Below are 25,533 nucleotides of genomic sequence, written 5' to 3'. Positions count from 1 at the left end.
GCCATGACTGTCAAAACCCTTACCGCACTCGAACTAAAAGCCAGACTAGAGAAAGGCGAGCCGCTGTTCTTGCTGGATGTCCGGGAAGATTATGAATTCAAATACGCCAGAATCGACGGCAGCGTGCGTATTTCCTTAAACCAACTGCCCCAACACATCTATGAACTGGATGCCAAGCAAGCGATTGTAGTGATTTGCCACCATGGGATGCGCAGCCAACGCGCCGCGCATTTTTTAGCCGATGCCGGTTTTCCCGACATCACCAACCTGCAAGGCGGCATTGATGCCTGGTCGCTGTATTGCGACAGCTCGGTGCCGCGTTATTCGTAAGCGACCAGGACACTTTTTTCAGACAAACCCCCCGTAAATCTATATGATATGTGCCTTTTTAATGACCCAATAGGTTTTATCATGCAAGTTGCTGACAATATGGCTGTTTCTATCCACTACACGCTGACCAATGACGAAGGCGAAGTCATCGACAGTTCGGCGGACGGTGAGCCGTTAGTTTATTTACACGGGGGTGGCAATATCATTTCCGGCCTTGAGCAAGCTATGCAAGGCAAAGCGGTTGGCGATACCTTCAAAGTCCGCATTGAAGCCGAAAATGCCTATGGCGAATTTGAAGAAGACCGCGTCCAAGTCATCCCACGGGCCATGTTTGAAGGCATTGACACCGTTGAAGTCGGTATGCAGTTCCACGCCGATGTCAGCGCCGGCCCCGGCATTGTGACGGTCGTTCAGGTTGAAGGCGACGACATCACCATCGACGGCAACCATCCGCTGGCGGGTATGGCCTTAATTTTTGACGTGGAAGTCATGGATGTGCGCCCTGCCAGCCATGAAGAAATGGCGCACGGGCATATCCATGGCGCAGGTTGCGACCATTAATTGCCAAGCGTCACTACGCCTTACCAAACCTTGATGTAACCTAACTGTCAGTGGTCTGGTTACATCGTGACCTAAGGCGGGGCGGCTTTTCGGTTTGCCCCGCCCGATTACAGCCACTGTGTCCCTACCTAAAAATCCACAAGCCTTTCGCTACCCTTACTTTTTTATGGTTAATGGCCGTTGCTGTTTTTTTACGGTCTGCCCCTCCCCTATATCCTGTCGCTTAAGCGCGTATTCCGCCACCAACAGGCAGCCGTTGCCGCTTATTTTTAGGCCTGCGCTTTAGAATCCCTGCACCTGCCTTTTGCTATCGGGCCAATATCTATTACCTTTTAAGGGAATATCGGGCATATTTAGACATTGCCAGTATATTCAACTTCTGCACAGGCTTTTAGGGTGATTTTTCTAACGCATTTCTTGTGGATAAGGTGTAAACTAATTGCGTCTATAACCTGATTAAAGCAGTTAATGCAAATAGCCGAGACCCACGCAGTAATAGTGTTGGGAGCCGCTATTACAGGCTCGGCAACATAATAAATATAACTAACAATAATAAAATTAAGAGGAGTAAGTCGCGATGCAAGAGCTATTTCGACGATTTATTGGTCGCATTGCCGACCAATACGCAACGGTTTTATTAGTGCTCGGGGCCGTGGCCACCGTCACTTATATGGTTCTTATCACCGATATCCGTAGCCAAGAAGGTAATGCCCGTCTGGTTAAAATGAGTACGGAGCAAGGTCAGTTGGTTGAGGACATCAACTTATTGCTGATCGAAAAAATTTATTTGACCGATGCCAATGAAATCCGCCGCATCGATGCCAAAATCATTTCCAACCTGACCCAAATCGACCAAAACCACGCCTCGCTGATTGCCGGTGACCGTTATATCCGTGAGGGCGACCGTCTTGTCCACGTTCCGGGTACTTTGTCGCAAGACCTGCGTTTGATTTACTTCGATAACCCCAAGCCGCTGGACCCGCAAATGCGCACCTACCTGACCACGGTCAGGGACTTGTACAGACGCTCCGCCACCCATCTTACCCCTGACGATCCTGAGCTGAAAACCCTGCTCTACACCTTATCGCCACGGTTGCTGGAAGAGATTGGCAAAGCCAGCTCGATTTACCAACGCCAAAGCGAGATGATGATCGGTATCACCGCCAGCAAACAACACATGATGTTCGCCATTTCCTTGGCCTCGTTAATCATGGTAGGCACCTTGCTGCTGCAACCGCTGGTATTAAAACTGAAAGACAGCGCGGTTAAGATGCGCCAAGAAAAAGCCTTTGCGGATAACGTGATTAACACGACTCAAGCCTTGATTATCGGCTTGGATGCCAATGCCCAGGTGGTGCTGTTCAACCATTACGCCGAAGAGAACAGCGGCTGGTCGGAAGAAGAAATTAAGGGCCATGACTTTTTCGAGCAGTTCATCCCCGCACATGACCAAACCGAACTGCGTAAGCTGTTCGCGGATATGATGTCCGGCGAGGTGCAATATGCCGATTCTATCGAAACCCTGATGCGTATCAGTACCGGCGACTTGCTTAACATTATCTGGAACCCGACCATCATTACCGACTCGCACGGCACGCCGCTGATGTTCTTGGCGACCGGCCTTGACATTACCGAGCGTAAAGAGGCCGAACTGCAAGTCAAACAAGCCAACGCCGAATTGGCGCAATTGTCCGACCGTCTGCAAGGCGAGGTCAACTTGGCCGCGACATTGCAACGTTCAATCTTGCCCCAACCTATCATTGCCCTGCCCGGTCTGGCCGGGGTGGCAAACCTGCTGACCTCCAGCGAGGTAGGCGGCGACTATTACGACTATTATAAAGTCGGTGGCCACCATAGCATCCTGTTCATCGGTGACGTGAGCGGCCACGGTGTGGCGGCAGGTACGATGGTGGGCGCGGCCAAAGCGGGTGTCTATCCGCTGATCCATGAAGGCTTCACCAACCCTGGCGAAATCTTAAACTCGCTTAACATCAACATGCAGGCGACCGCCCAGCAATCCTTGCTGATGACCATGGCCTGTTTGAGCTTAGATGCGCGTAGTGGCCGCTTAGTGTTCGCCAACGCGGGTCACGTTTTACCGTACCTGTTGCGTAAAGATGCCCAACACTGGGAAATGATTGAAGCGTCCGGCTTACCTTTAGGTAAAAGCTTAGATTCGGATTATTTGCAGTCCGCTGTCGAAATGACCCTGAACGTCGGCGACAAACTGTTCTTATACACCGACGGTTTGGTCGAAGAAGAATCCCCCAGCGGCGAGCCGTTCGGCTATGACCGTTTGGAATTCTTACTGAACGCCAATTACGATGTTGAAGACCCTGAAGAACTGCGTAACATCCTGATGGATGCCTTACGCGTACATTGCCGGGGCACGGCGTATACTGATGACATCACCATTGTGGTCATCAGCCATACTGACCGGGTCAGCCAATCTGCCCAAACCAACACCGATGTCAGTGACATCATCCGTATCTCCGAAGGCTTCTACCGCCAAGGCGAACACCCTATCCCACGGATTTCCAAAGAATATGTGGTGTTCTTGGCCGAACAGGGCTATTCCGACCTGCTGACCCGTTTCAGCCAAGACGGCATTTGCCGGATCTTGCCGAAAAATGATGATTTCTGCCAACGCTTAGGCTGGGAACATTTGCTCAACCAGCACCATGAATCGGCTGACGATGACTTGTACGCGCTGATGCCCGGACAACCGCAATACCGCCAATTCCATCTGACCCATACCGAAGACAAGGCCTTCATCACCGAAGAGATTTTCTCGTGGCTGAACGACCAAGGCAATTTGCCGAAAGACCATATCGAAGCGCTGATGGTGATCCTCGACGAAATGACCGAAAACAGCCTCTATGCCGCGCCACGCGACGGTAAAGGGGTGGCTTACTACAGCAAAGGCGAATCCCGCGAATTGTCCGCGCACGAAGAAGTGCGTATCGATATTGCCTTGGCCGACGGCTTATTAGGTTTGATGATTACCGATAACTGGGGGACATTGACTCCTGGGGTATTCTTAAGAAATATCGCCCATGCGATGGAAAATGGCGTGGAAGCCGGGGTCGGCGGTGTCGGCCTGTATATGATGTGGCGTTTGTCCGATTATCTGCAAATCCGTGTCCATCCGCAAAAACGCACGCAGGTGACAACCTTATGGGATGTAAACAACCCCATTGATATGGCCGTCGATTCCGGCATTCAGTTCATCTATCATACTGAATATGAAGCCGCATACCCTGTAGGAGCGTAAACCCATGAGCATGAACAATAATTTTACCATTAAGCAAATCGCTGGCGACAACAACAACTTTACCTTTAACTTAGTCGGAGCGATTGATGCCCACGCCGATACAATGCTGGGTTCTTTAACGCAAATTCCCGCCAATTCTTATGTGCTGTTAGATTTCAGCCAAGTGGAACGGGTCAATTCAATGGGCTTGTCGTTATTATTAAAAGTCTTTGAAAATTGGGAAAAGCAAAAAACCCGCATTGAAGTGCAAAACCTCGACCGCATGGTCAGTATGCTCTTTAAAATTACCGGCTTGGGGCGTTTTATCAAAACCGAAGGCGCTGCCGCCGCTGGTACGGCTGAAAGCATCAATCCAGAGCCGCCCCGCCATGTCGAAATCAAAGCCGCTGCGCCAGTAGCCCATGTCGCCAGCGACAAGCTCAATTTTGTCGCCAGTATGCAGTCCGGCCAACAACTGACGGGCTGGTATTTGCTCAATACCTATTTGCAACGGCGCATGAAAAAAGCCATCCACTTTGAGCAAACAGTGGACACGCCAAACCCGGACAGCACCGACCTGCTGTTTGCCAAACCGTTTGAAGCGTCGTTAATGATTAAGCGGCACGGCTTTATCCCCGTGATGCGCCCTTCCTCGGAAGCCGACGAAGTGGTGATCTTGACCCGTTCCGACGATACCCGCACCTTGGCCGACTACGCCAATGTCTGCGTCAGTACCGCCACCGAAAGCAGCTTTGTCTATCTGCTAGGACGCTTTTTGTGCGATGAGAACGGCCTGGATTCGTCAAAATTGACCTTTGATTTTTCAGGCAATGAAATTAAAGCCTTGCAGACGTTAATTCGGAAAAAAGCCGACCTGGCGTTTATGCTGAAAAAGACTTACGAAGGCCTGTCTTCGTTCAGTAAAAACAGCGTCCGCAAATTGGACGAAAGCCAAACCGACTTCGCCTGCCATTTGTTCTTGGTCGCCCCGCATATACAAAACCAAGCCGAAGCATTAGGCGAAATCCTCACCGCCATGACCGAAGATGACCAAGGCAAGCAAATTTTGCAGGACATCCAAATCCAAGGCTGGAGCAAGCCCGAAGAAGGCGAAGTGCAAATGCTGCAAATGGTTTATGACCGTTATCGCGGCTGACGCTTGAGCTTTTGAGGCTGTCCGCTAAGGATGGCCTCTTAAGGCTTTACATCGCTTAGGGTAAAAAGCCCAAACCTTCGGGTTTGGGCTTTTTTTTGCGTAAAATTTGGGGGGCGGGTTTTATGAAAAACTTGCTCATTAAGTTGTTGGCGAAATTAATTTAAGTAGGTAGGTATGCATATCTCTTTTAACATTTGCGAATTCAACCCCACCCCAGCCCTCTCGGCAACCGCTCCTTGCGTTGCTCTACCTCCTGCATCCGTGCAGTCGCCCTTCGCAGGGGAGGGGGCATCTTCCTCGTCGAACAGGCGAAAATGAGGGGCAAAAGCCCCTCCCCCTGGCAAGGGGGAGGTTGGGAGGGGGTTACAGAGATAACAATTTTAAATGTTAAAAGATATATGCACACCTACTTATACACATTCCTAAGCTACTCCAAAGCCTTAATCTGCTCGGCTGACAGTTGGGTATATTTGATGATTTTGTCCAAGGGTTCTCCCTCTGCCAGCATCATTTTGGCGATGGCTTCGCTTCTCTCTCCTCCGCTTTCCGTAAGGGTTTTTTCCTTAGCGATCCTAATACCAGCCAGAAATCCGTCTTCAAACGACGCATCCCTCACGTTTTTCATTTCCCAATAATCCAGCGAGCTTTGGCGGTAGTCGTTGAGCAGTTTGGTCTTTAGACGTGCCAATTCGGCAATCTCAAAACCTTTTTGGAAAATCGGCTCGTTAAGTATCGCGGGGATATGGTCGAAGTTCTCCAGATTTTTAAGAAAATACAGCCACTTGTCAAAATGCGTCACCAACTCATGCGCCTGCTTGTTAAACAAGGGCATTTGCAGGAACTTAAAATGCAGCTTGTCGTAAAAGACATCGCCGTCTTGGTCTTTCAGGCAAACATCGCGGCGGAACTTGGCGACCTCTTCCTGTTCGTCATAGACAAAATCCAAAATGGCGATCATGTATACGGGCAACAGCCTGAACGACCAGCCGCCTTTTTGGGCTTGGTTCTTAATTGGGAAGGTCGAGTAAAACAGCGAACGGTCTTTGAAAAACTTCACCTTGGCTTTCTGCATCTCGACGATAAACTGCTCGCCATTGACGTTCTTACAGTAAATGTCAAAAATCGCCTTGCGCTCTTTCGCCGTGCCGGGGATTTTTTCGGGGTTCTTAAAGCTCAGCTCCGCCACTTGGTGCTGGGGCGGCAACAGTTGGTTTAAAAAATCCACCAACAAATCTTTGCTGGCTTCTTCGCCGAACAGCTTTTTAAAACCGAAATCGGTGTAAGGGTTAAGGTATTTGCTGGGCATGGTTAGGTTTTACTCATCATGGGGGTCATCAAAGCCATAAGCGATCAAATCTTCAAACTTTCGCGCGTGGATGGTATCGGCGCAAGCCGCCAATATATCGCCGATATGCCGGGCAAAATCATCCATTAACTTAAATTGGCGGAAATCGGTCTCGCCTAACACTGCCGCGCCGTGTTCGCTAATCACCGCTTGCAGCGCGTTATGTTGCTGCCGCCAATATATCGCATAATTTACCCTATCCAACGCCGAAAAAATCCGCGCACAATCCGTGCTGAACAGCCGTACCCGCTGTAAGGCCTCGGCGTTATCATGACGGCTAGTGCGCCAAATCTCAAACAATTCATACATGCAGTTAGCGGATTTCAGATACTTATCACTGAGGATCACAAACACCCTATCGCCTTGGGCGATGCGTCCCATAAACGCCGATAGCTGATCGCCGAATTTTAAATCACCCTTATCCCTCAGGATATGAATACCCCGTGCCTCCGCTGCATGACAAAGCTGGTTAACCACCGCCTCACGCGGCTTGCCTTCCGGCGTATCATCGCCCCACGCATACGACACACAATAAGTAATACCTGCTTTAGGCGGCTGGACAAAGGCCAGCGGCGGCGCGTTTACTGGCTCCGGCTGGGCGCGTGAGGCAACCTCGGCAGGTTCGGCGATAGGCTCCAAACCCCAATGGTGGTTTTGCTGAGTAATCCGTTCGCGTAACTGCGCCAACAACTGCCCCGCTTGCCCGCCTTGGCAACTGATGCGTAACACGCCCTGCCAAGTGCCGACTTCTTCTTGCTCAATCAGCGCGTGGCTGCGGGTGGTCTGCTCATAAACACACACGCCGTTCTGCCAATAAATCCCGTTCACCCCCGCTTGTTGGCCAATCTCCGCCATCAGGCTACGCAATAAACCGGGCTGGTGCAATTGGTAACGGTATAACGCTGTTACCATGTCCGCCTGTGCCGACCACTTTTCCGCCAATTCGCTAGCAACTGCGGCTTTATCCGGCAACAGTTCGGGGGCGATGTATTCGTCTTCTGTGCCTAATTGCCTGTCACCGTGTTTATGGACAAAACAAATCCCGCAGGATTGCATCATGTCCAAAAACAGCCGCTGTTCCGCGTCGCTGTAGTCGCGCCAGACTAACAAGGCCAGTAACGTCCGGCTAAACCGCCCGCGCAAGCGTTGCAGTTCGCGGTAACAGCTACCGCGCTGGAAAACGGTATAAATCGCTTCCAATGCCCAGGCTTGGTCTAAAATAATCTGCTCACCAAATAAGCCGGGGCGATAAAACACTACCCCGGCATTGTGCAAATAGCTTAAACAATGCTCTGGCGCACTGATGCCACCCACTTCCTCGCACAATTGCCGGAAATGGGCTTGGCTAAGGGTACGGTATTGGCGTTGTTCTGCTGCCACCGCATCCGCCGCGCGTAAGGCTTCCAAGCGCCGTTGCAAACGTAAGCGCCCCGCCCCGATCAACGCCGTACCTTGCCGCTCACGCAACCATACCACCGCCTCGCCTAAGGCTTCATCTAACGCCGCCCTTCCCCTATCCTTCAAGGCGCTGTAATGCAGGCTTTTGACAAAACCCAAGCCCTCCAACTCGCTATCCTCTATCGGCAACCGCCGCGCCTCGTCTTCGATACGGTCACAACGGGTTTGCACTATCAGCACTGGGCTGTCCGCACCGCCCAAATGCCGGACATAGGCCAACCAATAGCTTAAGGGATGGTTACGGAACACTAAGCCATCGCAGTCATGGCTAGCCGCCCCGTCACTGGCGGGAATCCAGACCAGCAGGAAAATGGCGCGGGTTTTTAAAAACAGCGCGTGAGTGCCGTGGTAAATGTCTTGCCCGCCAAAATCCCAAATCGCTAAATTAGCCGCTTCGTAGGTATCGGTAGGCGGCAAATCGGCAGTGGCTAGGCGAATGCCATGCGTGGAGCTGATAGTGCTATCGTAAGCTTCCCCGCGTAATCTACGGCAGATTTGTGTCTTACCGACCCGACCATTGCCCAAGATCATCAGCTTTACATCGGGGATAGCTTCGCTTCCGGCTTCTAGGTCGTTTAAATGGGCGCGTAGGGAGGGGAGGCAGTCGCTATAACTCGATTGGGATAACGCCTCAGCAGGGATATTGGGGAGTTCGGTTTGATAAAGATAAAGCCATTGCAAAGAGGATTTTACCCAAAAATCAGGAGAGATATTCGTCAATTTGCAGTCAGAACAATTCAATCTTTGCAAATTGACAAGGCCGGACAATGCCGACAGGTCGCTGACCGCTGTACGGGAGCAATCCAGCGATTGCAGGGCGGCAAGGCCGGACAATGCCGACAGGTCACTGACCTCTGTGCCGGAGCAATCCAGCGATTGCAGGGCGGCAAGGCCGGACAGTGCCGACAGGTCGCTGACCGCTGTATTGTAGCAATGCAGCGATTGCAGGGCGGCAAGGCCGGACAGCACCGACAGGTCACTGACCGCTGTACGGGAGCAATCCAGCGATTGCAGGGCGGCAAGGCCGGACAGCGCCGACAAGTCGCTGACGGTTGTGCCGGAGCAATGCAGCGTTTGCAGGGCGGCAAGGCCGGACAGTGCCGACAGGTCGCTGACCGCTGTATTGTAGCAATGCAGTGATTGCAGGGCGGCAAGGCCGGACAGCGCCGACAGGTCGCTGACCGCTGTGCCAGAGCAACCCAGCGTTTGCAGGGCGGTAAGGCCGGACAGTGCCGACAGGTCGCTGACCGCTGTATTGTAGCAATCCAGCGTTTTCAGGGCGGCAAGGCAGGACAGCGCCGACAGGTCACTGACTTCTGTACGGGAGCAATCCAGCGATTGCAGGGCGGCAAGGCCGGACAGCGCCGACAGGTCGCTGACCGCTGTGCCGGAGCAATACAGCGTTTGCAGGGCGGCAAGGCCGGACAGCACCGACAGGTCGCTGACCGCTGTACGGGAGCAATGCAGCGTTTGCAGGGCGGCAAGGCCGGACAGCGCCGACAGGTCGCCGACCGCTGTGCCGGAGCAATGCAGCGTTTGCAGGGCGGCAAGGCCGGACAGCACCGACAGGTCGCTGACCGCTGTATCAGAGCAATGCAGCGTTTGCAGGGCGGCAAGGCCGGACAGCGCCGACAAATCATGTATAGCTATGCCACATAAAGATAAATTTTCTAATTCTACTAACGCACCGATGCCAGTTAAACTATTTTCCAAAATATTGTCGCTATCAATACCGGATGCGTCCTGCCATTCACCATCTATTTGGTCTATATAACCATAGCCCAAATTCACCCCCCGCAAATGCCGTAAACTAAACAATTCTTCCGGCAAAGCCCTTAAACCCAGCATTCCCAAATCCAAAAAGCCGCTACGTTGCTCGGCTTCTTGGGCGATACGTTCACGCGCTATGCGCAGGCCTTCAGTTTCGGTTTCTAAAGTCATAGGTATGGCGGTTGGGTTGTTGGTGTAGGTAGGGCTTAGCGGTTCGGATAGGGCTAAAGTCAGTTTGAGTATAGCAGAAGGGAAGCCTAAACCGTTGGCGGTTTTGTTCTTGCGGTTGTTTTTTTCGCGGGTTAAGGGCTTGGGCGTTGTACGCGAGTACCCCGTAATGGAAAGGATAAACACTAATGCGCCCGACAGGGCGCAAGCAATGCTGTTAACCCCACCGAATCCCTACACTGCCCCGCGCCATTTTCAGGTATAATCCCCCCATTTTTCAACATCAAGATCAAGAGAACTATGTCGGACATCAATAAAGTTGTTTTAGCTTATTCCGGGGGGTTGGACACTTCCGTTATCCTTAAATGGTTGCAAGATGTGTATGACTGCGAGGTGGTGACTTTTACGGCGGATTTGGGCCAGGGTGAGGAAGTGGAACCCGCACGGGCTAAGGCGCAAAGCATGGGCATTAAGGAAATTTACATTGACGATTTGCGCGAAGAATTTGCGCGGGATTTTGTGTTTCCGATGTTCCGCGCCAATACGGTTTACGAAGGCGAATACCTGTTAGGCACCTCCATTGCGCGGCCTTTAATCGCTAAACGTTTGATTGAAATTGCCAACGAAACCGGCGCGGATGCCATTTCCCACGGCGCGACCGGCAAAGGTAACGACCAAGTGCGTTTTGAGCTGGGCGCGTACGCGCTGCGTCCTGACATCCATGTTATCGCCCCTTGGCGCGAGTGGAACCTGACCTCACGGCAAACGCTGTTGGATTATGCCGAAAAGCACGGCATTCCGGTCGAGATGAAAAAAGGCAAAACCTCGCCTTATTCTATGGACGCGAATTTGCTGCACATTTCTTACGAAGGCCGCGTCTTGGAAAATCCGTGGACGGAGCCGGAAGAAGATATGTGGCGTTGGACGGTATCGCCTGAAGCCGCGCCGGATCAAGCGACTTATATAGAATTGACCTTCCGCCAAGGCGATATTGTCGCCATTGACGATGTGCCGCATTCGCCTGCTGAGGTGTTGGCAAAGCTGAACACGATTGCCGGGGCAAACGGTATTGGCCGTTTGGATATTGTCGAAAACCGTTATGTCGGCATGAAGTCGCGCGGCTGTTACGAGACCCCAGCGGGTACGGTGATGCTGAAAGCGCACCGGGCGATTGAGTCATTAACCTTAGACCGCGAAGTGGCGCATTTAAAAGATGAGTTGATGCCGCGTTATGCGTCGTTGATTTATAACGGCTACTGGTGGAGCCCTGAACGGCAGATGCTGCAAACCATGATTGATGCGTCGCAAGTGTCGGTTAACGGTAAGGTTAGGCTGAAACTGTATAAGGGTAATGTCATCGTGGTAGGCCGCGCCTCTGATACCGACAGCTTGTTTGACGAAAGCATCGCCACGTTTGAAGAAGACGGCGGCGCGTATAACCAAAAAGATGCCGAGGGCTTTATTAAGCTCAACGCGTTGCGGATGCGTATCGCCGCCGCCAAGCGTCTGAAATAAAACCCAGAACAAATTTCCATTTAGCTTGTATAATTGGCCGTTAGTTACGCCTTGGGAATTGGCACGGCGGCTTTGGGGGTTAGCTGATGCTTAAGCTTTTTATACCATCAGCCCTAAATAGGGCGAGGAGCTTTATAAAAGCCCAAGCGCATTGGCTAACCGCTCCCTCCCCTGCTGGGGAGGGCTGGGGTGGGGAGAATAAAACGAGGCTATATAGGGGTTTTAAGGTCTTTTGTCTATTAATATACTTCAAACGGTCAAGTTTTCGGTTTTTAGGATTAACCGTTCGGCCTGAGCCTGTCGAAGGCTGGACTGTTCAGAGTATAAACATAGCGACCTTCAACCCCCATCATTCTGGCATACCCACGAGGCATAAAGGGATTGCCGAAATGATGGGTATTTTGTGTGTAAGCCATTTTGAGCAACTTATTTTTCAGTCTATTTGATGAAAAAAGTGTTGTTTAGATTCTCCCCACCCCAACCCTCCCCATCAGGGGAGGGGGCAGTATCACCTTGTACTTTGCGTATTGGTGAGCCTAACGCCCTGTTGTGCCGTGTATCCCTAAACCCATTAGAGCCATAATAATAAATAATTTGTCCGAAGCGGCTGTTGTGCGTTTCGAGAGGAAGTTAATAATGAGCCAGAAAAATAAAACCCATTCAGAAATTGTTGTTTTGCAAAGTGTGCCATCCCACCAGCAGTTGATGAAAACCAACCGATGGTTGCTGAGGGGGGTGTTTTTCCTTATGACGGTGATTTTTGTCACGGGCTTTTTGTTACTGCCCAGCAATGATTTTTTGACGGCTTATAAAAAAGTGACGGCGGATGATGGCACGGTAACGGCGGACAGTCCGCAGTTGTCGGCGGAAGTTAACGCACTGAAAGGGCAAATGGTCGGTTTGGTCAGCGGCTCGATTGAAAGCAAGCTACGTTCTTTAGAAGAAAGCCTACGCGCCGGGGCGGTTCCCGCGTCTTTAGGGGCGTTGGAAGACATTAAAAACGATGTGCGGGTGTTGCGCACCTATTCGGGACCCGCCCAAGCTGCCCCTACTCCGGCGGCCAGCTTATCAAATGCGCAACTGATGCAGGAAATGTCGCAATTAAAGCGGCTGATTTATTGGACGCTGGCTTCCTGTAGCCTGATGATCGCCGCCGTGGCGGGCATCTGGATCAGAAACCTCAAAAAACTGCCGTTGCGGGAAAAGATTGTCCGGTATTTAAGCGGCAAGTAAGCTTAGGCTTAGGAATGTGCATAAAATTAAGTCGGCGTTCCATTGCTCCTCAACGTGTTAAACCCCACCCCAGCCCTCCCCTTCGCAGGGGAGGGAGCAAATGGCTTCCCCGTCATACAGGCGAAAATCAGGGGGACAACGCTCCTCCCCCTGCCAAGGGGGAGGCTGGGAGGGGGTTGCCGTACTTTCGCCTGTTTAACAGATTTTATTTTATGCACGTTCCTAAGCTTAGGCTTAAGTCCCGACACAAAAAAGCCGCCCCAGGTTTGCACTTGGGGCGGCTTTTTTTCGGGCTAAAGAAAGGCCCGATTTAGGTCAACAGTACGCTTATTTGGTTTCCAAATATTTGTACAGTGCGTCAACCGCTTGGTCTTCGCCGTAACCGGCTTTAGCCACTGAAGGTTGTTTCATGATTTCTGCGATGGCTTTAGGCATACCGCCTTTGCCTTCTTTCAGAGTGGTTTCAAATTTAGCGCGGTCCAATTGGCCAGCTTTGATTAAAGCGGTCAGTTGTGGGTTAGAAGCGATGTCGTGGCAAGTGCCGCAACCACGGCCAAAAGCGCGTTCATAGATTTTTTTACCGACTTCGATTTGTTCGTCAGCAAATGCTTGGCCACTTAAAGCGATTAAAGCAATACCTGCGATTGTGATTAATGATTTTTTCATAATGACCTCTCTTGATGTTAAAAAAAGAACTGTATTGCTTTAATTTAAGTGTACAGTCCGACGCAAAGTTAAACCCGTAAAGAATATGGAATTTAGCCGAAAAATTCAATGCTTTTGTTGAATTTTTTCATTTTTGCCGCTAAAGCCGCGCATCACCTTTTAGGCGGCGGATAACGGTATCTAGCGGCGGCTTTATTTTCCACAACAAAAACAGGCTGATGCCATAAGGCCCCCCTTATACCGAATCATTATCGGCACTTTGGTGTGGCTTGTAAATAAGGGCTAGCCAGCCAATTGCAGGTCTTAATGGATAATCGGCTAATTTTCGTGGATAATGAAGCACTTTAATTTGATTTAACTGTGCAGTGTGGCGATGAAACAAAAGATAGAGGAACTGATCCGGCAGGCGCTTGAGAGCCTGAAAACTGAGGGTGTTTTGGCGCAGGACATTGCGCCGCAAATAGTGATAGAGCGCGCCCGTGATGCACAACACGGCGATTTTGCGTCTAACTTGGCCTTGATGCTGGCCAAACCCGCCAAAGCCAACCCACGACAATTGGCCGAGAAAATCATTGCCGCCCTACCCGCTGATGCGGCGATCACTAAAGTGGAGCTGGCAGGCCCTGGCTTTATCAATTTTTTTGTTAATCCAGATGCCCAGTATCAGATTATCCCGCGTATCAACGAACAGGGCGCGGCGTTTGGTTTAAGCCAAAGCGGGGCGGGTAAGAAAGTACAGGTGGAGTTTGTCTCCGCCAACCCCACCGGCCCCTTGCATGTCGGCCACGGGCGCGGTGCGGCGTATGGTTCGGTGCTGGCGGACTTGTTGGCGGCGGTGGGCTTTGAGGTGCACCGGGAGTATTATGTCAACGATGCGGGCCGGCAAATGGACATTTTGGCGACCAGTATCTGGTTGCGCTATTTGGAAGAATGCGGCGAAGTGTTGCCGTTTCCGAGCAACGCCTATCGCGGCGATTATGTCCGCGACATTGCACGGGGCATCCACCAAAATGCAGGCAACGACTACCGCCGTCCGGCGGCGTTGGTGCAGGAAAGCATTCCGCCCGACGAGCCGCAAGGCGGTGATAAGGAAGTCCATATTGATGCCCTGATCGCGCGGGCAAAAATGTTGCTGGGCAGCAAACTGTACCGGGATTTTTTCCAAATCGGCCTGAACGACATTTTAGGCGACATTAAGGACGATTTGCACGAGTTTGGTGTCGATTATCAGCAATGGTTCTCAGAACGGCAGTTAATGGATGACGGCTCGGTGGAAAAGGCCTTGGCGCAGTTGCGGGCGGGCGGGCATTTGTACGAGCAAGACGGGGCGATATGGTTTGCGTCCAGCCAATTGGGCGACGAAAAAGACCGGGTGGTGGTGCGCGAAAACGGCCAGTACACGTATTTTGCCTCCGACATTGCCTACCACCACCATAAACTGGCGCGGGGTTTCGACCAGATTATTGATATTTGGGGTGCCGACCATCACGGTTATATCCCACGCGTACGCGCGGCGATACAGGCTTTGGGTGCGGATGCCGAAAAGCTGAAAGTGTTGCTGGTGCAGTTTGCGACCTTGTACCGGGGCGAAGAAAAAGTGCAGATGTCGACCCGTTCCGGCGAGTTTGTCACCTTGCGGCAATTGCGTAACGAAGTCGGCAAGGATGCGGCGCGGTTTTTTTATGTGATGCGCCGCTCCGAGCAGCACATGGATTTCGATTTGCAGTTGGCGACTTCCAGAACCAATGAAAATCCGGTGTTTTATGTCCAGTACGCCCATGCGCGGGTATGCAGCGTGTTACGGCAATTGGATGAAAAAGGTTGGTCGCGCGATATTGATTTGGGCATGGCGAACTTGCCGCTGTTGGCGGAAAGTCATGAGTTGGCCTTGTTGGCAACCTTGGGCCGTTATCCCGAAGTCTTGGAAAAGGCGGCGGCACAGTATGAACCGCACCAAGTGGTGCTATACTTGCGTGAGTTGGCAACTGAATTGCATACTTATTATAACGCCCACCAATTTTTGGTTGACGATGCACCGCTGCGCAATGCGCGGCTGAATCTGGTTTGCGCCGTCAAGCAAGTGTTGGCAAACGGCCTAAACCTATTAAACATTAACACGCCTGAAGTTATGTGATGTATGGCTAAAGATTACAAACACCGGGGTACCATCAAAAAGAAAAGCCCGTCTTCCAAACGGGTTATTACCCGCTGGCAAGGGCTGTTGGTTGGGGCTTTGGTGTTTGCTTTCATTGCCTTTTTGGCCTACCTAAAACTCACCTCCCCAAAAGAGCCGCCGCCGTCTTATGTGGCGGGTAACAACACGGCGGCGGGTACGGGCACTACGGCCACAGCTACCGACCCTAAAAAAGGTACGGCAGCGGCGGTGCCTGAGACCAAAGAACCGCCCAAGCCTAAGCCCCCGCATTTTGAGTTCTACACCGTCTTGCCCGATAAGGAAGTGGTGGTGCCCGATTATGAGCTAAAAACCCGTGTCCGTGAAGAGCGTATCGGTAAGGCAAAAGATGCCAAATATGTCATGCAGGTGGGTTCGTTCCAAACTTTTAAGGAAGCCGACCAACTCCGCGCCAAGCTGGCCTTAATGGGCATCGCCTCGAAAGTGGATAAGGCAAAAATCGACGGCGTGACCACCCACCGTGTCAAGTTAGGGCCTTTCACGCAGATGAAGAGCGTCAACGACATCCGTTTGCGCCTAAAAACCATGGGCGCGAATGTCATCGTCACCGAAATGGCCCCGACCAAACCTGTGGTGCAGACCCCGCAACGCCGTAGCCAGTAGGGTTTAAGTAGACGGCCAGCTATCCGTTATAAGAACCGTCACCCGTTGCGCGGCACAGAGTGGAGTGCAATGTTCTTTAGCCATTGCACGATGGCCTAACCGGATAGGTCAACCTGTCTTCCGGCGTTAAGGAAGGCGCATGAAATTAAGTGGGCGTTCCATTATATCTCTGCGTGTTAAACCCCACCCCAGCCCTCCCCTTGGCAGGGGAGGGAGCAAATGACTTTCCCGTCATACAGGCGAAAATCAAGGGGAAAACGCCCCTCCCCCTGACAAGGGGGAGCCCTTCGGCTTCGCTCAGGAGGGAGGGAGTTGCCGTACTTTTGCCTGTTCAACAGATTTTTTTTATGCACGTTCCTAAGTAAGCAATTTAGGCCATCGTGCAAAGGCTAAAGACCTTTGCACTCCAAGCTTGCGTAGTATTTCAGTACAGGATATACCTTTAGCAGTGCGGCACGCGTAACATGCCACAGCCGTGCCGTTAAAAAACCTCTAGCCCTCAAAATAATAATTAAAGAGACGCAACTATGAAAGAGACCCTGTTAACCCTCTGGCAAGATGTCTGGCCTAACATAAAAGCTTCCCAGCCGTTACCGACGGGCGAGGGGGTGATCGACGAAAGCGCGTTCAGTACCCTAGAAGTCGATAAAGTGTTCGATGCCGTCAACTACGCCACCACCACCGCCGGGCAAGCCGTGCTGTACCGCTCGCTCACCCAACCCTCAGACTCGCTAGAAGTGCTGCACGCCAAGCAGGCAGCGGTGCAGGAACTGGGCGACAAGCCGCATCTGGCGGCAGCCCTGACCGCGCTGATTGACCACGCGGCCCAGCAAGAAGGCCATTTTTACCGCCTACTGTTCGGCAACTTCCTCGGCTCATTCACTACGGCGCGGGAAGCCCACGAGATCGAAGGTTATGGCTATGCGCAATACAAAAAAGGCGTACAGTTTCTGCTTGATGCGGTCGACCACATCCAGGCTATTGAAAAGCCTGACAGCGCGTACTTGCAAGAGCTGTTCGCCACCATCAGCAACTTCGCCGACACCCGCTCCTATTCGCTGATGAAGGGGCCTGTGTACCTGACCGAGCGCGGTATCCAATGCCGCGAAGAACGGCGCGGTTCGCTGTTGCCTGCGGTGGTGTTTGTGCCGCGTATCCTTAAGCCTTTATTGCTGGTGACGGTGTTTGCCCTGTACTGGCTGATCAGCACTTTTGCCCCGGCTGATATGCGCGTGGAATTGCCCGATCAGGTGGTGTTTTTGTCACCGTTGCTGCTATTGTATTTTCCGATTATCGGTGGCTTTGACCGCGACAAGGCCATTGTGCCGTTGCGCGGCATTTACCGCAGTTCCGCCGCCGTCGGCGAAACCTTAGACGCGCTGGGGCAGCTGGATGAACTGTTGTCGTTCTTAAAATTTGCCGAGCAGTTTGGCCACAATGTGGTCCTACCCAGCTTGATCGACAGCCCACACCACCGGATGAACCTGACCGAGGCCAGAAATCCGGTGTTAAGCAAGGCCTACAATGATTATGTCGGCAATGATTTGGCTTTAGACGACGAAAAACTGTTGCTGGTCACAGGGCCTAACAGCGGCGGCAAAACCGCCTTTTGCAAGACCATCACCCAAATCCAATTGCTGGCGCAGATTGGCTGTTTTGTCCCTGCCAAAACCGCCACCCTGACGGTAGCCGACCGGATTTTCTACCAAGTGCCGGAAATTAGTCATTTGAATGACGGCGAAGGCCGCTTCGGTACGGAACTAAAACGCACCAAGGACATCTTTTTGGCGACCACCGCGAAAAGCTTGGTGGTGCTTGATGAATTATCGGAAGGCACCACGTTTGAAGAAAAAATGGAATCCTCCACCAATGTCCTCGACGGTTTTTACCGCAAGGGCAACAGCACGGTATTGATTACCCATAACCACCAATTGGTCGACCACTTCGTTAAGAAAAGGATAGGGATGCCCAAACAAGTCGAATTTGCCAATGACGCACCGACCTATCGGCTGGTGGAAGGCATTTCCCGCGTCAGCCATGCCGACCGGGTCGCCAAGAAAATCGGCTTTTCTAAAGAAGACATCGACAATTATTTAGCAGAGACAAAATGATGATAGGTACGCCATTAACCCCCAACGCCACCCGCGCCTTGCTTTTGGGCAGTGGCGAGTTGGGCAAAGAACTGACTATCGCCCTGCAACGTTACGGGGTCGAGGTCATTGCCGTTGACCGCTATGCCAATGCCCCCGCCCAGCAAGTCGCACACCGCAGCCATGTCATTGATATGACCGACGCGGTGGCGGTTAAGCAACTGATTGCCTTGGAGCGGCCGCATTTTATCATCCCAGAAATTGAGGCGATTGCCACGGCGGCACTGGCGGAGATTGAGGCTGAAGGGCTTTGCACCATCGTCCCGAACGCCCGCGCCATCCAATTGACCATGAACCGCGAGGGCATCCGCGCCTTAGCCGCCGAAGAGCTGGGCATCGCCACCTCGGCTTATGCCTTCGCCGAATCGTTTGAGGAACTGCAAGCGGCGGTCGACGGCGGTATCGGCTACCCCTGCTTTATCAAACCGACCATGTCTTCGTCCGGCAAAGGCCAGTCTATGGTCAAATCCGCCGAACAATTGCGCCCCGCTTGGGACACCGCCAAAGCCAGTGGCCGCGTCGATACGGGCAAGGTGATTGTCGAAGCGAAAATTGAGTTTGATTTTGAGATTACCCTGCTCACCGTCCGTGCCCTCAATGCCCAAGGCGAAATAGAAACCCATTTTTGCGAGCCTATCGGCCACCGCCAAGAGCAAGGCGATTACCGCGAAAGCTGGCAACCGCAAGCCATGACCGCCGCCGCATTGGCTAATGCCCAAGCGATAGCCTTAAAAATCTGCGCCGCCTTAGGCGGCTTAGGGCTGTTTGGGGTCGAGCTGTTTGTGCAGGGCGATACCGTATGGTTTAGCGAGGTCAGCCCTAGGCCGCACGACACGGGTATGGTGACGATGGTAACGCAACGCCAAACCGAATTTGACCTGCACGCCCGCGCCATTTTAGGCTTGCCGGTTAACCCCGCCCTGCAAAACATCGGTGCTAGTGCGGTAATTCTTGGCGGAGTGGATGCCGAGGGTGTAGTCTATGCCGGTCTTGCCCAAGCCTTGGCTGTACCCGATAGCGACATCCGCCTGTTCGGTAAGCCGGTCGCCTATAGCCATCGGCGTATGGGCGTAGCCTTAGCCACCGGGACAAGTATAGAAGCCGCGCGTAGCAAAGCCGTACAAGCTGCGCAATTAATCGTGATTAAAACCGCCTAAAGGTATTCTTATGGTAAAAAAACTGTTTATTGTATTCATCTTGAGCCTCACCCAAGAGGCTGGTGCTGATATTTATAAATATGTCGATAGCGACGGACACACTTATTATACTGACGAGCCGAAAGGCGGTATGTATAAACGGATTATTAAATCTAAAGCCGAACGGCGGTCACGCAATTATTTTACCAACGTCTACCTTAGCACCAATACTAATACTAGCCCCAGGATAGGCCGTTATAACGAAGCCAATAAGCAACGCTTTGCTGACCTGATCGAACAGGCGGCGGCCAAACACCAAGTTGACGCTAAGCTAGTCCATGCCGTTATCCAAACCGAATCGGCTTATAATGCCGATGCCGTATCACCGAAAGGGGCGGTCGGGCTAATGCAGTTAATGCCCGCCACCGCACGGCGGTTTGGGGTGATGGACAGTTCCGCCCCCGAACAAAATATCGATGGCGGCACCCGCTATCTCAAGCATCTGATCACGATGTTTGAACCCAATATCGACTTGGCCGTCGCCGCCTATAACGCCGGCGAAAACGCCGTCATCAGACACAACAACTCCATCCCCCCTTACCCAGAAACCCAAAACTATGTCCGGCAAGTGCTGGCTTTGTATAACCGCTAAGGGGCGGATAAACGCCATTGTTTGATAATAGCCGCTCCCTTCGGCTTCGCTCAGGGAGCAGGATACCTCACATTCCCTGAGCAAAGCCGATATGCCAACCATTAAAAACCTTATCTTTGACCTAGGCGGTGTGGTCATTAACCTTGATATACCCCGCACTATCCGCGCGTTTGAAGCCTTGGGCATTGCCGAGTTTGCCCAGGTGTTCAGCCAATTGGCGCAAACTCCGTTGTTTGACCAATTCGATAAGGGGCTGATCAGCGAAGATGATTTTTTCGCCACCCTTAAAAGCGACTTTCACTTACCCCAGCCCATTGCCGAATTGGAGCGGGCTTGGAACGCCATGTTGCTGGATTTTCCCGGCCACCGCTTAGCGCAACTGACGGTTTACAAACAACATTACCGGACGTTTCTGTTAAGCAACACCAACACCACCCACATCCGCACCTTTGAAAAAACCTTAGCCGACCATCATGCGGTGGCGAACTTGCAACCGTTTTTCCATAAAGTCTACTATTCTTGCGACGTGAAGTTGCGCAAGCCCGACCCGGACATTTTTCAGTTAGTCTTAGAGGAAAACGGCCTCAAACCTGAGGAAACAATCTTTATTGACGATACCTTAGGCCATGTGCAAGGGGCGCAGGCGGTCGGCCTCCATGCCCTACACTTACCCAAGGGGCAAGAATTTAAAGACCTGTTGGATAAGGTCTTGGTATAAATACCTATAGGCTAAAATCCTCCAAAGCCTTACACTATCCCACCATTACTAGGCCGGCAGTATTTGCCATCCATCCGCATTGATCACGATAAACTAGAGGGAAACATTTTATGGGGCGTTTATTATCTCAGCCAAGCCGTCTTAGCGCAGGTTTGGTTATGGCCGGAACCCTGCTGTTGGGCGCTTGCGCGACCGAATCACATAAGGCATTAGTGCCAGAGACGGTCACGACTTACCAGCGCCCTTATTTTGGCGAAAAGCAAGTCTTGGTGGTCGGCAAATTCCAGAACCGCTCGACCTATATGCGCGGCATTTTTTCCGATGGGGTTGACCAGTTAGGTAATCAGGCCAAGACGATCTTAAAAACCCATTTGCAACAGTCGGGGCGTTTTGATGTGGTTGACCGGGAAAATATGGACGAAATTGCCCAAGAAGCCAAGTTTCGCGGCGCGGGGCAACAGCTTCAAGGTGCCCAAGTGGTGTTGACTGGCGATGTCACCGAATTTGGCCGCCGTACCACGGGCGATACGCAACTGTTCGGGATACTCGGCTACGGTAAAAGCCAAACCGCTTATGCTAAAGTCGCCTTAAACGTGGTCGATGTCAAAACCTCGCGCATCCTGTATTCGGCACAAGGCGCGGGCGAATATGAGCTGAGCAGCCGGGAAATTATCGGCTTCGGTTCGGACGCGGGGTATGATGCAACCTTGAACGGTAAAGTCATCAATTTGGCGATTATGGAAGCCGTCCAGCATTTGGTGGCGGGGCTGGAGCAAGGTGCGTGGAAACCGTCACTATGAAGCAAGCGCTAAAAGCCGGATTAGTGGCAGGTGGTCTGATAATGGCAGGCTGTGCGCCTAAACCCCTATACTATTGGGGTGAATATGAAGGGCTGATTTATACTATGTATAACAAACCCGGTTCGGCGGAACCCGACACCCAAGTCGTAAAATTACAGGAAGACCTCGCCAACGCCAAGGCGGCAGGGCTAAAAGTGCCGCCGGGCTTACATGCCCATCTAGGCTATATGTATTTTTTGCAGGGCAATACCCAAGCCGCACTGACCGAGTTTAGCGCGGAAAAAGTGCTGTTTCCTGAGTCGGTAACTTTTATCGATGGCATGATAGGGAGGTTAAAAAAATGAAGCCCGTCAAGTACCCTTTAAACGTGGCGCTGCTCAGCGCGGTTATGGCGGTTGCAGGCTGTGCGACACCGCCAGGTACCGATTATGTGGCGTTCCGCAATCACCGCCCCCGCTCCATTTTGGTCTTACCGCCCTTAAATAAGACCACTAACGTTAATGCCCCTTATACTGACTTATCGACCATTACCCAACCGTTAGCCGAATGCGGCTATTATGTGTTTCCGGTGGCGGTGGTGGATGCGTATTTGAAGGAAAACGGCCTGCCTTACCCTGATGAGATGCACGGGGTCGCTTTGGATAAGATCAGAAGCATCATCGGAGCGGATGCCGTCCTGTATATTATGATTGAAGAATGGGGGCAAAAATATATCGCCATCCAATCGATGACAGTCATTACCGCCCATGCCAAGCTGGTGGATACTGCGACCGGGCAAGTGCTTTGGCAGGGCAAACAAGAAGCCAGCCAAGGCTCCGGCGGTGCTGACCCTATCGCCATGCTGGTGTCCGCTGCCGTGCAGCAAATCATGAGTTCAATGGTGGATTATACCCATCAGCTATCGGTGCTGGCCAATAACAGCATGATTTACGATAGCAACAAGGGCTTTATCGCCGGGCCTTACAGCCCGCCGGGTACGGCAGGCCGTTGTAAGCCTTAAAAGCTAAGGGATAAGCCCGCTCAGCCGCTTACGGACACGGTAAAACCTAGTTGGCGGATCTCTTCGGCAAACGCTGCCAATTCTTCAACCGGCAGCTTGGCCAACTGTGCCGCTTCCGGTTGCACCGATGGTCTGGCAATGGTGTAGAGCATAATCTGCCGGACATTACAGTGGTCTTTCAGTTGCCTTAACATTGCCAGATACGCCTGCTTTTCGCTCTCCGGCAAGCCGCGTCCGGCAAAATCGAACAGGCAGGTTTGCAGCTTGGTCTTACAGAGCTGGCTGGCGGTCAGGACATTTTGCACCGCCGCCTGACAGCTTTGGCCAGAATTATTGACCAACAACCGCCCCGCTTCGGTGGCGCTGTCAAACTTAAACCACACTTGCCCGTGATACGCGTTCAGCACCCGCAAGCCTTCCTGCACCCTAGGTTGGTGCAACAGGCTGCCGTTGGTGATCAGCACATAATCGCTGGCCGGAAATACCCCCGCCTCGGTGGCGATTTGCCCGATCAGCCCGACCGCCCGCGCGAACTCCTTCAGCGTCGTCGGCTCGCCATTACCCGCAATGGCAATATCCTTAATCACCCGCTTATCGGCATCGACTTCAAAACGGTCATAAAAATCCCCGTGCAGGACATCCGCCAAAAACTGCCGCAATTCTGCCGCCAATAAGGCAAAGTCAATGGCCGGAGCCGCGCCCAGGGTCAGATTAGGCACTTGGCAATAGACGCACCGCCAATTGCAGGTATTGTTGGTGTTAAAGTTAATCCCGATAGACAATCCGCCCGCCCGTCTGGACAGCACCGGGTAGATATAGGTCAGGCCGATAATATCGGCACGATGGCTATTGACTGATAATTTTGAACCCATGAATTCCGCTTAAATAGTGAGGCCTTAACCCTACTATTCTACGGCTTTCTGGGGATTTTATATGCTTTTTTCTGCGCCTAAACGGCTGGGAGTGACAAATGTTCACATACTTGCCTAGTTGGGCGTAACGTTCACTGGTTTAAGCGGTTTGCCCGGCTTTTTTTAAGTTATGGTTTTTTTCCTAATATTTTCATAAACTGCCCCGCCAACGGGTTGCGGGTCACAAATAACGCCACTACCCACGATAGCGCAAAACTGCCGCCCGCTAAGGCCAGCAAGCCAACCGTGGGCAGGCCCTGCACTTCCAGATAATGTTTGATGGCAAACGGGAGGGCTAAAGCTAGCGCAGCCATAATCAAATTAGCGGCGAATATCCGCCCTAACAGCCGCCAGGCATTCAGTTGGATTAAATAACGGAGTACGGGCAGATAGATGAACAAACCCACTCCAAAGGCAACGGTTTGCGCCCAGGCGACCATGCTTAACGACATAAAAGCGGCAGGCAGGGTAACGCCGATGCGGAAACATTGGATAAACAGTTGTATCCTTAACAGCAAACCCGGCTTACCGATGGCGTTGATAGTATTGGGGGCAAACGCAGTGATGGCGTACAGGCAACCGCCTAAGGCCAAGATTCTGATCAGTTCCGCCGAAGCTAACCATTGGCTACCGAACATAATTAAGATAATTTCTTCGGCGTATAAGGCCATAAAACCGAAAAACGGGAAAGCGAACGCGGTGATGTAGACGGTGGAATCGGCATAAGCGGAATTAATCGGCAACGCATCCCGATGGCGTTGGGCTATTGCCGGAAAATACACTTTCGTGATCGCGCCAAGAAATTGGTGCGAGAACATTTCCGTCAAGGTTTGCGCCTTGCTGAACAACGCGACGCTGGCAAAGCCTAAGGTTTTGCCTATCATCAGCTCGGCGGCATTATTGCCGATTTGCGCCACGATATTGGTCAGACTGGCTTTGCCGCCAAACGCGAGGATATGAAGGCTACCTTTTAGGCTAGGCAATACGAAGGAATAACGGGGCCGCAAACCAGTCGCCATGACCGCCGCCAAGCTGATATTGGCTAATGACCCCCAGACCAAACTCATATAGCCATAGCCATGGTAGGCCAAATAAATTGACAGTCCAGACGACAATAAGGTCGGGATCAAGTTAATATAAAACAGCAGATGGAATTTCATTTCCCGCATCAGCAACGGGAAGACTGTCGAGCTAAAGGGGATAACCAGAAAGTTAATGCACATCCAGCCCAAAATCTCTGCCAAAGCGGGTTCATGGTAAAATCCGGCAATGGCGTAACGGGCAAAATACAGGGCGGCGGCAAGGCTCCACGCGGTCAAAATGGCAATGCCGAACACCGCCTTCATATCCTGTTTGGTCAACTCCTTCGCGTGTACCATATAAGCCCCGACCCCAAAATCACGCAGCATGTGCGCTATCGCTAACGCGGCCATGCCGATGGAAAACTTGCCGATTTCGCTGGGGGTCAGTAATCTGGCAATAATCATGCTGGATGCTATCTGGATCAGCATACACAGATAGCTTTCCGCCAGAGAGTAAATTAACGACTTATTGATGCTGTTCAAAATGGGTTTTCGGGGTGAGGTTAATAACTGATATTACGCAGTCACTTTTTCGGTATTGAAAAATGTAGCGATGAGTCGCTGTCGCGACGGTTTTTTTAATCGGGTTCTCGCACCCGAAGGCGAGATACTTTCTTTTGCTCCGCCTCGGCAATTGCTCCTGCATTGCTCTACCTCCTGCATCCTTGCAGTCGAAAAGAAAGTATCCAAAGAAAAGGCGGCCCAGTTGCCGCTTCTTCCTGCGCTTCTCGGTTTTGTCGGGGGTCGGTAAAATGGGCTTCCTGCCCATTTACCGACGCGCGGCATCCCTGCCGCGCCCCTGCGGGCTTATCCCGACAAAACCTGCGATGCT

General features: G+C 52.0%; 20 protein-coding genes. 15 read left to right on the top strand and 5 right to left on the bottom strand.

Features of this window, described 5'->3' with window-relative positions; all coding sequences use genetic code 11:
* Window positions 1-3: 3 nt before the first annotated feature.
* From AADEFJLK_RS09450 to AADEFJLK_RS09435, 4 genes are all read left to right on the top strand, one after another.
* Complete coding sequence (locus tag AADEFJLK_RS09450; protein WP_103974061.1) at window positions 4-330, top strand: rhodanese-like domain-containing protein; 327 nt, start codon at window positions 4-6, stop codon at window positions 328-330.
* An 81-nt stretch (window positions 331-411) separates the two neighbouring features.
* Window positions 412-891 carry an FKBP-type peptidyl-prolyl cis-trans isomerase gene (locus AADEFJLK_RS09445; RefSeq protein WP_088620295.1) on the top strand — a complete coding sequence of 160 codons (480 nt, stop codon included), beginning with the start codon at window positions 412-414 and terminating at the stop codon, window positions 889-891.
* 577 nt (window positions 892-1,468) lie between these two features.
* On the top strand, window positions 1,469-4,165 hold the full coding sequence (locus AADEFJLK_RS09440) for a SpoIIE family protein phosphatase (protein WP_088620294.1): 2,697 nt from the start codon (window positions 1,469-1,471) through the stop codon (window positions 4,163-4,165).
* A gap of 4 nt (window positions 4,166-4,169) precedes the next feature.
* Complete coding sequence (locus AADEFJLK_RS09435; protein WP_103974060.1) at window positions 4,170-5,300, top strand: PhnD/SsuA/transferrin family substrate-binding protein; 1,131 nt, start codon at window positions 4,170-4,172, stop codon at window positions 5,298-5,300.
* Window positions 5,301-5,727: 427 nt separating this feature from the next.
* Here AADEFJLK_RS09435 and AADEFJLK_RS09430 read toward each other — a convergent pair whose 3' ends face one another.
* Complete coding sequence (locus tag AADEFJLK_RS09430; protein WP_103974059.1) at window positions 5,728-6,606, bottom strand: Rpn family recombination-promoting nuclease/putative transposase; 879 nt, start codon at window positions 6,604-6,606, stop codon at window positions 5,728-5,730.
* 9 nt (window positions 6,607-6,615) lie between these two features.
* A complete protein-coding gene (locus tag AADEFJLK_RS09425) occupies window positions 6,616-10,227 on the bottom strand; it encodes a leucine-rich repeat domain-containing protein (RefSeq protein WP_103974058.1) in 3,612 nt (1,203 codons plus the stop codon).
* Between the two features lie 114 nt (window positions 10,228-10,341).
* Between AADEFJLK_RS09425 and AADEFJLK_RS09420 the strand changes: the two genes are divergently transcribed.
* The gene (locus AADEFJLK_RS09420) at window positions 10,342-11,556 is read left to right on the top strand and encodes an argininosuccinate synthase (RefSeq protein ID WP_103974057.1); all 1,215 of its coding nucleotides are present in this window, start codon (window positions 10,342-10,344) and stop codon (window positions 11,554-11,556) included.
* A gap of 636 nt (window positions 11,557-12,192) precedes the next feature.
* Window positions 12,193-12,789 (top strand): hypothetical protein, encoded by a 597-nt coding sequence (locus AADEFJLK_RS09410; protein ID WP_088620790.1) that lies wholly within the window; start codon window positions 12,193-12,195, stop codon window positions 12,787-12,789.
* A 327-nt stretch (window positions 12,790-13,116) separates the two neighbouring features.
* Here the strand turns inward: AADEFJLK_RS09410 and AADEFJLK_RS09405 are convergent, their stop codons facing one another.
* Window positions 13,117-13,455, bottom strand: a complete 339-nt coding sequence (locus AADEFJLK_RS09405; protein WP_088620791.1) for a c-type cytochrome — start codon at window positions 13,453-13,455, stop codon at window positions 13,117-13,119.
* A gap of 373 nt (window positions 13,456-13,828) precedes the next feature.
* On the opposite strand from AADEFJLK_RS09405, the gene argS reads away from it, so the two are divergent.
* From argS to AADEFJLK_RS09360, 9 genes are all read left to right on the top strand, one after another.
* The gene (argS, locus tag AADEFJLK_RS09400) at window positions 13,829-15,589 is read left to right on the top strand and encodes an arginine--tRNA ligase (protein ID WP_088620792.1); all 1,761 of its coding nucleotides are present in this window, start codon (window positions 13,829-13,831) and stop codon (window positions 15,587-15,589) included.
* Window positions 15,590-15,592: 3 nt separating this feature from the next.
* Window positions 15,593-16,252: an SPOR domain-containing protein gene (locus AADEFJLK_RS09395; RefSeq protein WP_088620793.1), complete on the top strand. Its 660-nt coding sequence runs from the start codon at window positions 15,593-15,595 to the stop codon at window positions 16,250-16,252.
* A 527-nt stretch (window positions 16,253-16,779) separates the two neighbouring features.
* Window positions 16,780-18,363: a MutS-related protein gene (locus tag AADEFJLK_RS09390; RefSeq protein WP_103974055.1), complete on the top strand. Its 1,584-nt coding sequence runs from the start codon at window positions 16,780-16,782 to the stop codon at window positions 18,361-18,363.
* The gene (gene purT, locus AADEFJLK_RS09385; protein ID WP_103974054.1) at window positions 18,360-19,559 is read left to right on the top strand and encodes a formate-dependent phosphoribosylglycinamide formyltransferase; all 1,200 of its coding nucleotides are present in this window, start codon (window positions 18,360-18,362) and stop codon (window positions 19,557-19,559) included. Before AADEFJLK_RS09390 ends, purT begins: the two co-directional genes overlap by 4 nt.
* Window positions 19,560-19,569: 10 nt before the next feature.
* Window positions 19,570-20,190: a lytic transglycosylase domain-containing protein gene (locus AADEFJLK_RS09380; RefSeq protein WP_103974053.1), complete on the top strand. Its 621-nt coding sequence runs from the start codon at window positions 19,570-19,572 to the stop codon at window positions 20,188-20,190.
* 91 nt (window positions 20,191-20,281) lie between these two features.
* Window positions 20,282-20,908 (top strand): HAD family hydrolase, encoded by a 627-nt coding sequence (locus AADEFJLK_RS09375; RefSeq protein ID WP_103974052.1) that lies wholly within the window; start codon window positions 20,282-20,284, stop codon window positions 20,906-20,908.
* A gap of 158 nt (window positions 20,909-21,066) precedes the next feature.
* Window positions 21,067-21,708 (top strand): CsgG/HfaB family protein, encoded by a 642-nt coding sequence (locus AADEFJLK_RS09370; RefSeq protein WP_211299185.1) that lies wholly within the window; start codon window positions 21,067-21,069, stop codon window positions 21,706-21,708.
* Entirely contained in the window at window positions 21,705-22,052 is a 348-nt protein-coding gene (locus tag AADEFJLK_RS09365; protein ID WP_103974172.1) for a DUF4810 domain-containing protein, read from the top strand. Before AADEFJLK_RS09370 ends, AADEFJLK_RS09365 begins: the two co-directional genes overlap by 4 nt.
* Complete coding sequence (locus AADEFJLK_RS09360; protein ID WP_103974050.1) at window positions 22,049-22,708, top strand: DUF799 domain-containing protein; 660 nt, start codon at window positions 22,049-22,051, stop codon at window positions 22,706-22,708. Before AADEFJLK_RS09365 ends, AADEFJLK_RS09360 begins: the two co-directional genes overlap by 4 nt.
* A 20-nt stretch (window positions 22,709-22,728) precedes the next feature.
* Here AADEFJLK_RS09360 and AADEFJLK_RS09355 read toward each other — a convergent pair whose 3' ends face one another.
* Complete coding sequence (locus AADEFJLK_RS09355) at window positions 22,729-23,580, bottom strand: radical SAM protein (RefSeq protein ID WP_103974049.1); 852 nt, start codon at window positions 23,578-23,580, stop codon at window positions 22,729-22,731.
* A gap of 167 nt (window positions 23,581-23,747) precedes the next feature.
* Entirely contained in the window at window positions 23,748-25,184 is a 1,437-nt protein-coding gene (locus AADEFJLK_RS09350) for a lipopolysaccharide biosynthesis protein (protein WP_146054550.1), read from the bottom strand.
* Window positions 25,185-25,533 lie beyond the last annotated feature (349 nt).

This window comes from Methylovulum psychrotolerans (assembly GCF_002923755.1).
Classification (GTDB): Bacteria; Pseudomonadota; Gammaproteobacteria; order Methylococcales; family Methylomonadaceae; genus Methylovulum; species Methylovulum psychrotolerans.
This window is presented reverse-complemented; position numbering and strand designations above follow the sequence as displayed.

Bases quoted from the DNA above. Each gene is read 5' to 3' on its own strand.
- AADEFJLK_RS09440 (WP_088620294.1), top strand. From the start codon at position 1,469: ATGCAAGAGCTATTTCGACGATTTATTGGTCGCATTGCCGACCAATAC.
- AADEFJLK_RS09365 (WP_103974172.1), top strand. From the start codon at position 21,705: ATGAAGCAAGCGCTAAAAGCCGGATTAGTGGCAGGTGGTCTGATAATG.
- AADEFJLK_RS09395 (WP_088620793.1), top strand. From the start codon at position 15,593: ATGGCTAAAGATTACAAACACCGGGGTACCATCAAAAAGAAAAGCCCG.
- AADEFJLK_RS09375 (WP_103974052.1), top strand. From the start codon at position 20,282: ATGCCAACCATTAAAAACCTTATCTTTGACCTAGGCGGTGTGGTCATT.
- AADEFJLK_RS09450 (WP_103974061.1), top strand. From the start codon at position 4: ATGACTGTCAAAACCCTTACCGCACTCGAACTAAAAGCCAGACTAGAG.
- AADEFJLK_RS09360 (WP_103974050.1), top strand. From the start codon at position 22,049: ATGAAGCCCGTCAAGTACCCTTTAAACGTGGCGCTGCTCAGCGCGGTT.
- AADEFJLK_RS09430 (WP_103974059.1), bottom strand. From the start codon at position 6,606: ATGCCCAGCAAATACCTTAACCCTTACACCGATTTCGGTTTTAAAAAG.
- argS (WP_088620792.1), top strand. From the start codon at position 13,829: ATGAAACAAAAGATAGAGGAACTGATCCGGCAGGCGCTTGAGAGCCTG.
- AADEFJLK_RS09405 (WP_088620791.1), bottom strand. From the start codon at position 13,455: ATGAAAAAATCATTAATCACAATCGCAGGTATTGCTTTAATCGCTTTA.
- AADEFJLK_RS09445 (WP_088620295.1), top strand. From the start codon at position 412: ATGCAAGTTGCTGACAATATGGCTGTTTCTATCCACTACACGCTGACC.
- AADEFJLK_RS09410 (WP_088620790.1), top strand. From the start codon at position 12,193: ATGAGCCAGAAAAATAAAACCCATTCAGAAATTGTTGTTTTGCAAAGT.
- purT (WP_103974054.1), top strand. From the start codon at position 18,360: ATGATGATAGGTACGCCATTAACCCCCAACGCCACCCGCGCCTTGCTT.
- AADEFJLK_RS09380 (WP_103974053.1), top strand. From the start codon at position 19,570: ATGGTAAAAAAACTGTTTATTGTATTCATCTTGAGCCTCACCCAAGAG.
- AADEFJLK_RS09370 (WP_211299185.1), top strand. From the start codon at position 21,067: ATGGCCGGAACCCTGCTGTTGGGCGCTTGCGCGACCGAATCACATAAG.
- AADEFJLK_RS09390 (WP_103974055.1), top strand. From the start codon at position 16,780: ATGAAAGAGACCCTGTTAACCCTCTGGCAAGATGTCTGGCCTAACATA.
- AADEFJLK_RS09435 (WP_103974060.1), top strand. From the start codon at position 4,170: ATGAGCATGAACAATAATTTTACCATTAAGCAAATCGCTGGCGACAAC.
- AADEFJLK_RS09420 (WP_103974057.1), top strand. From the start codon at position 10,342: ATGTCGGACATCAATAAAGTTGTTTTAGCTTATTCCGGGGGGTTGGAC.
- AADEFJLK_RS09355 (WP_103974049.1), bottom strand. From the start codon at position 23,580: ATGGGTTCAAAATTATCAGTCAATAGCCATCGTGCCGATATTATCGGC.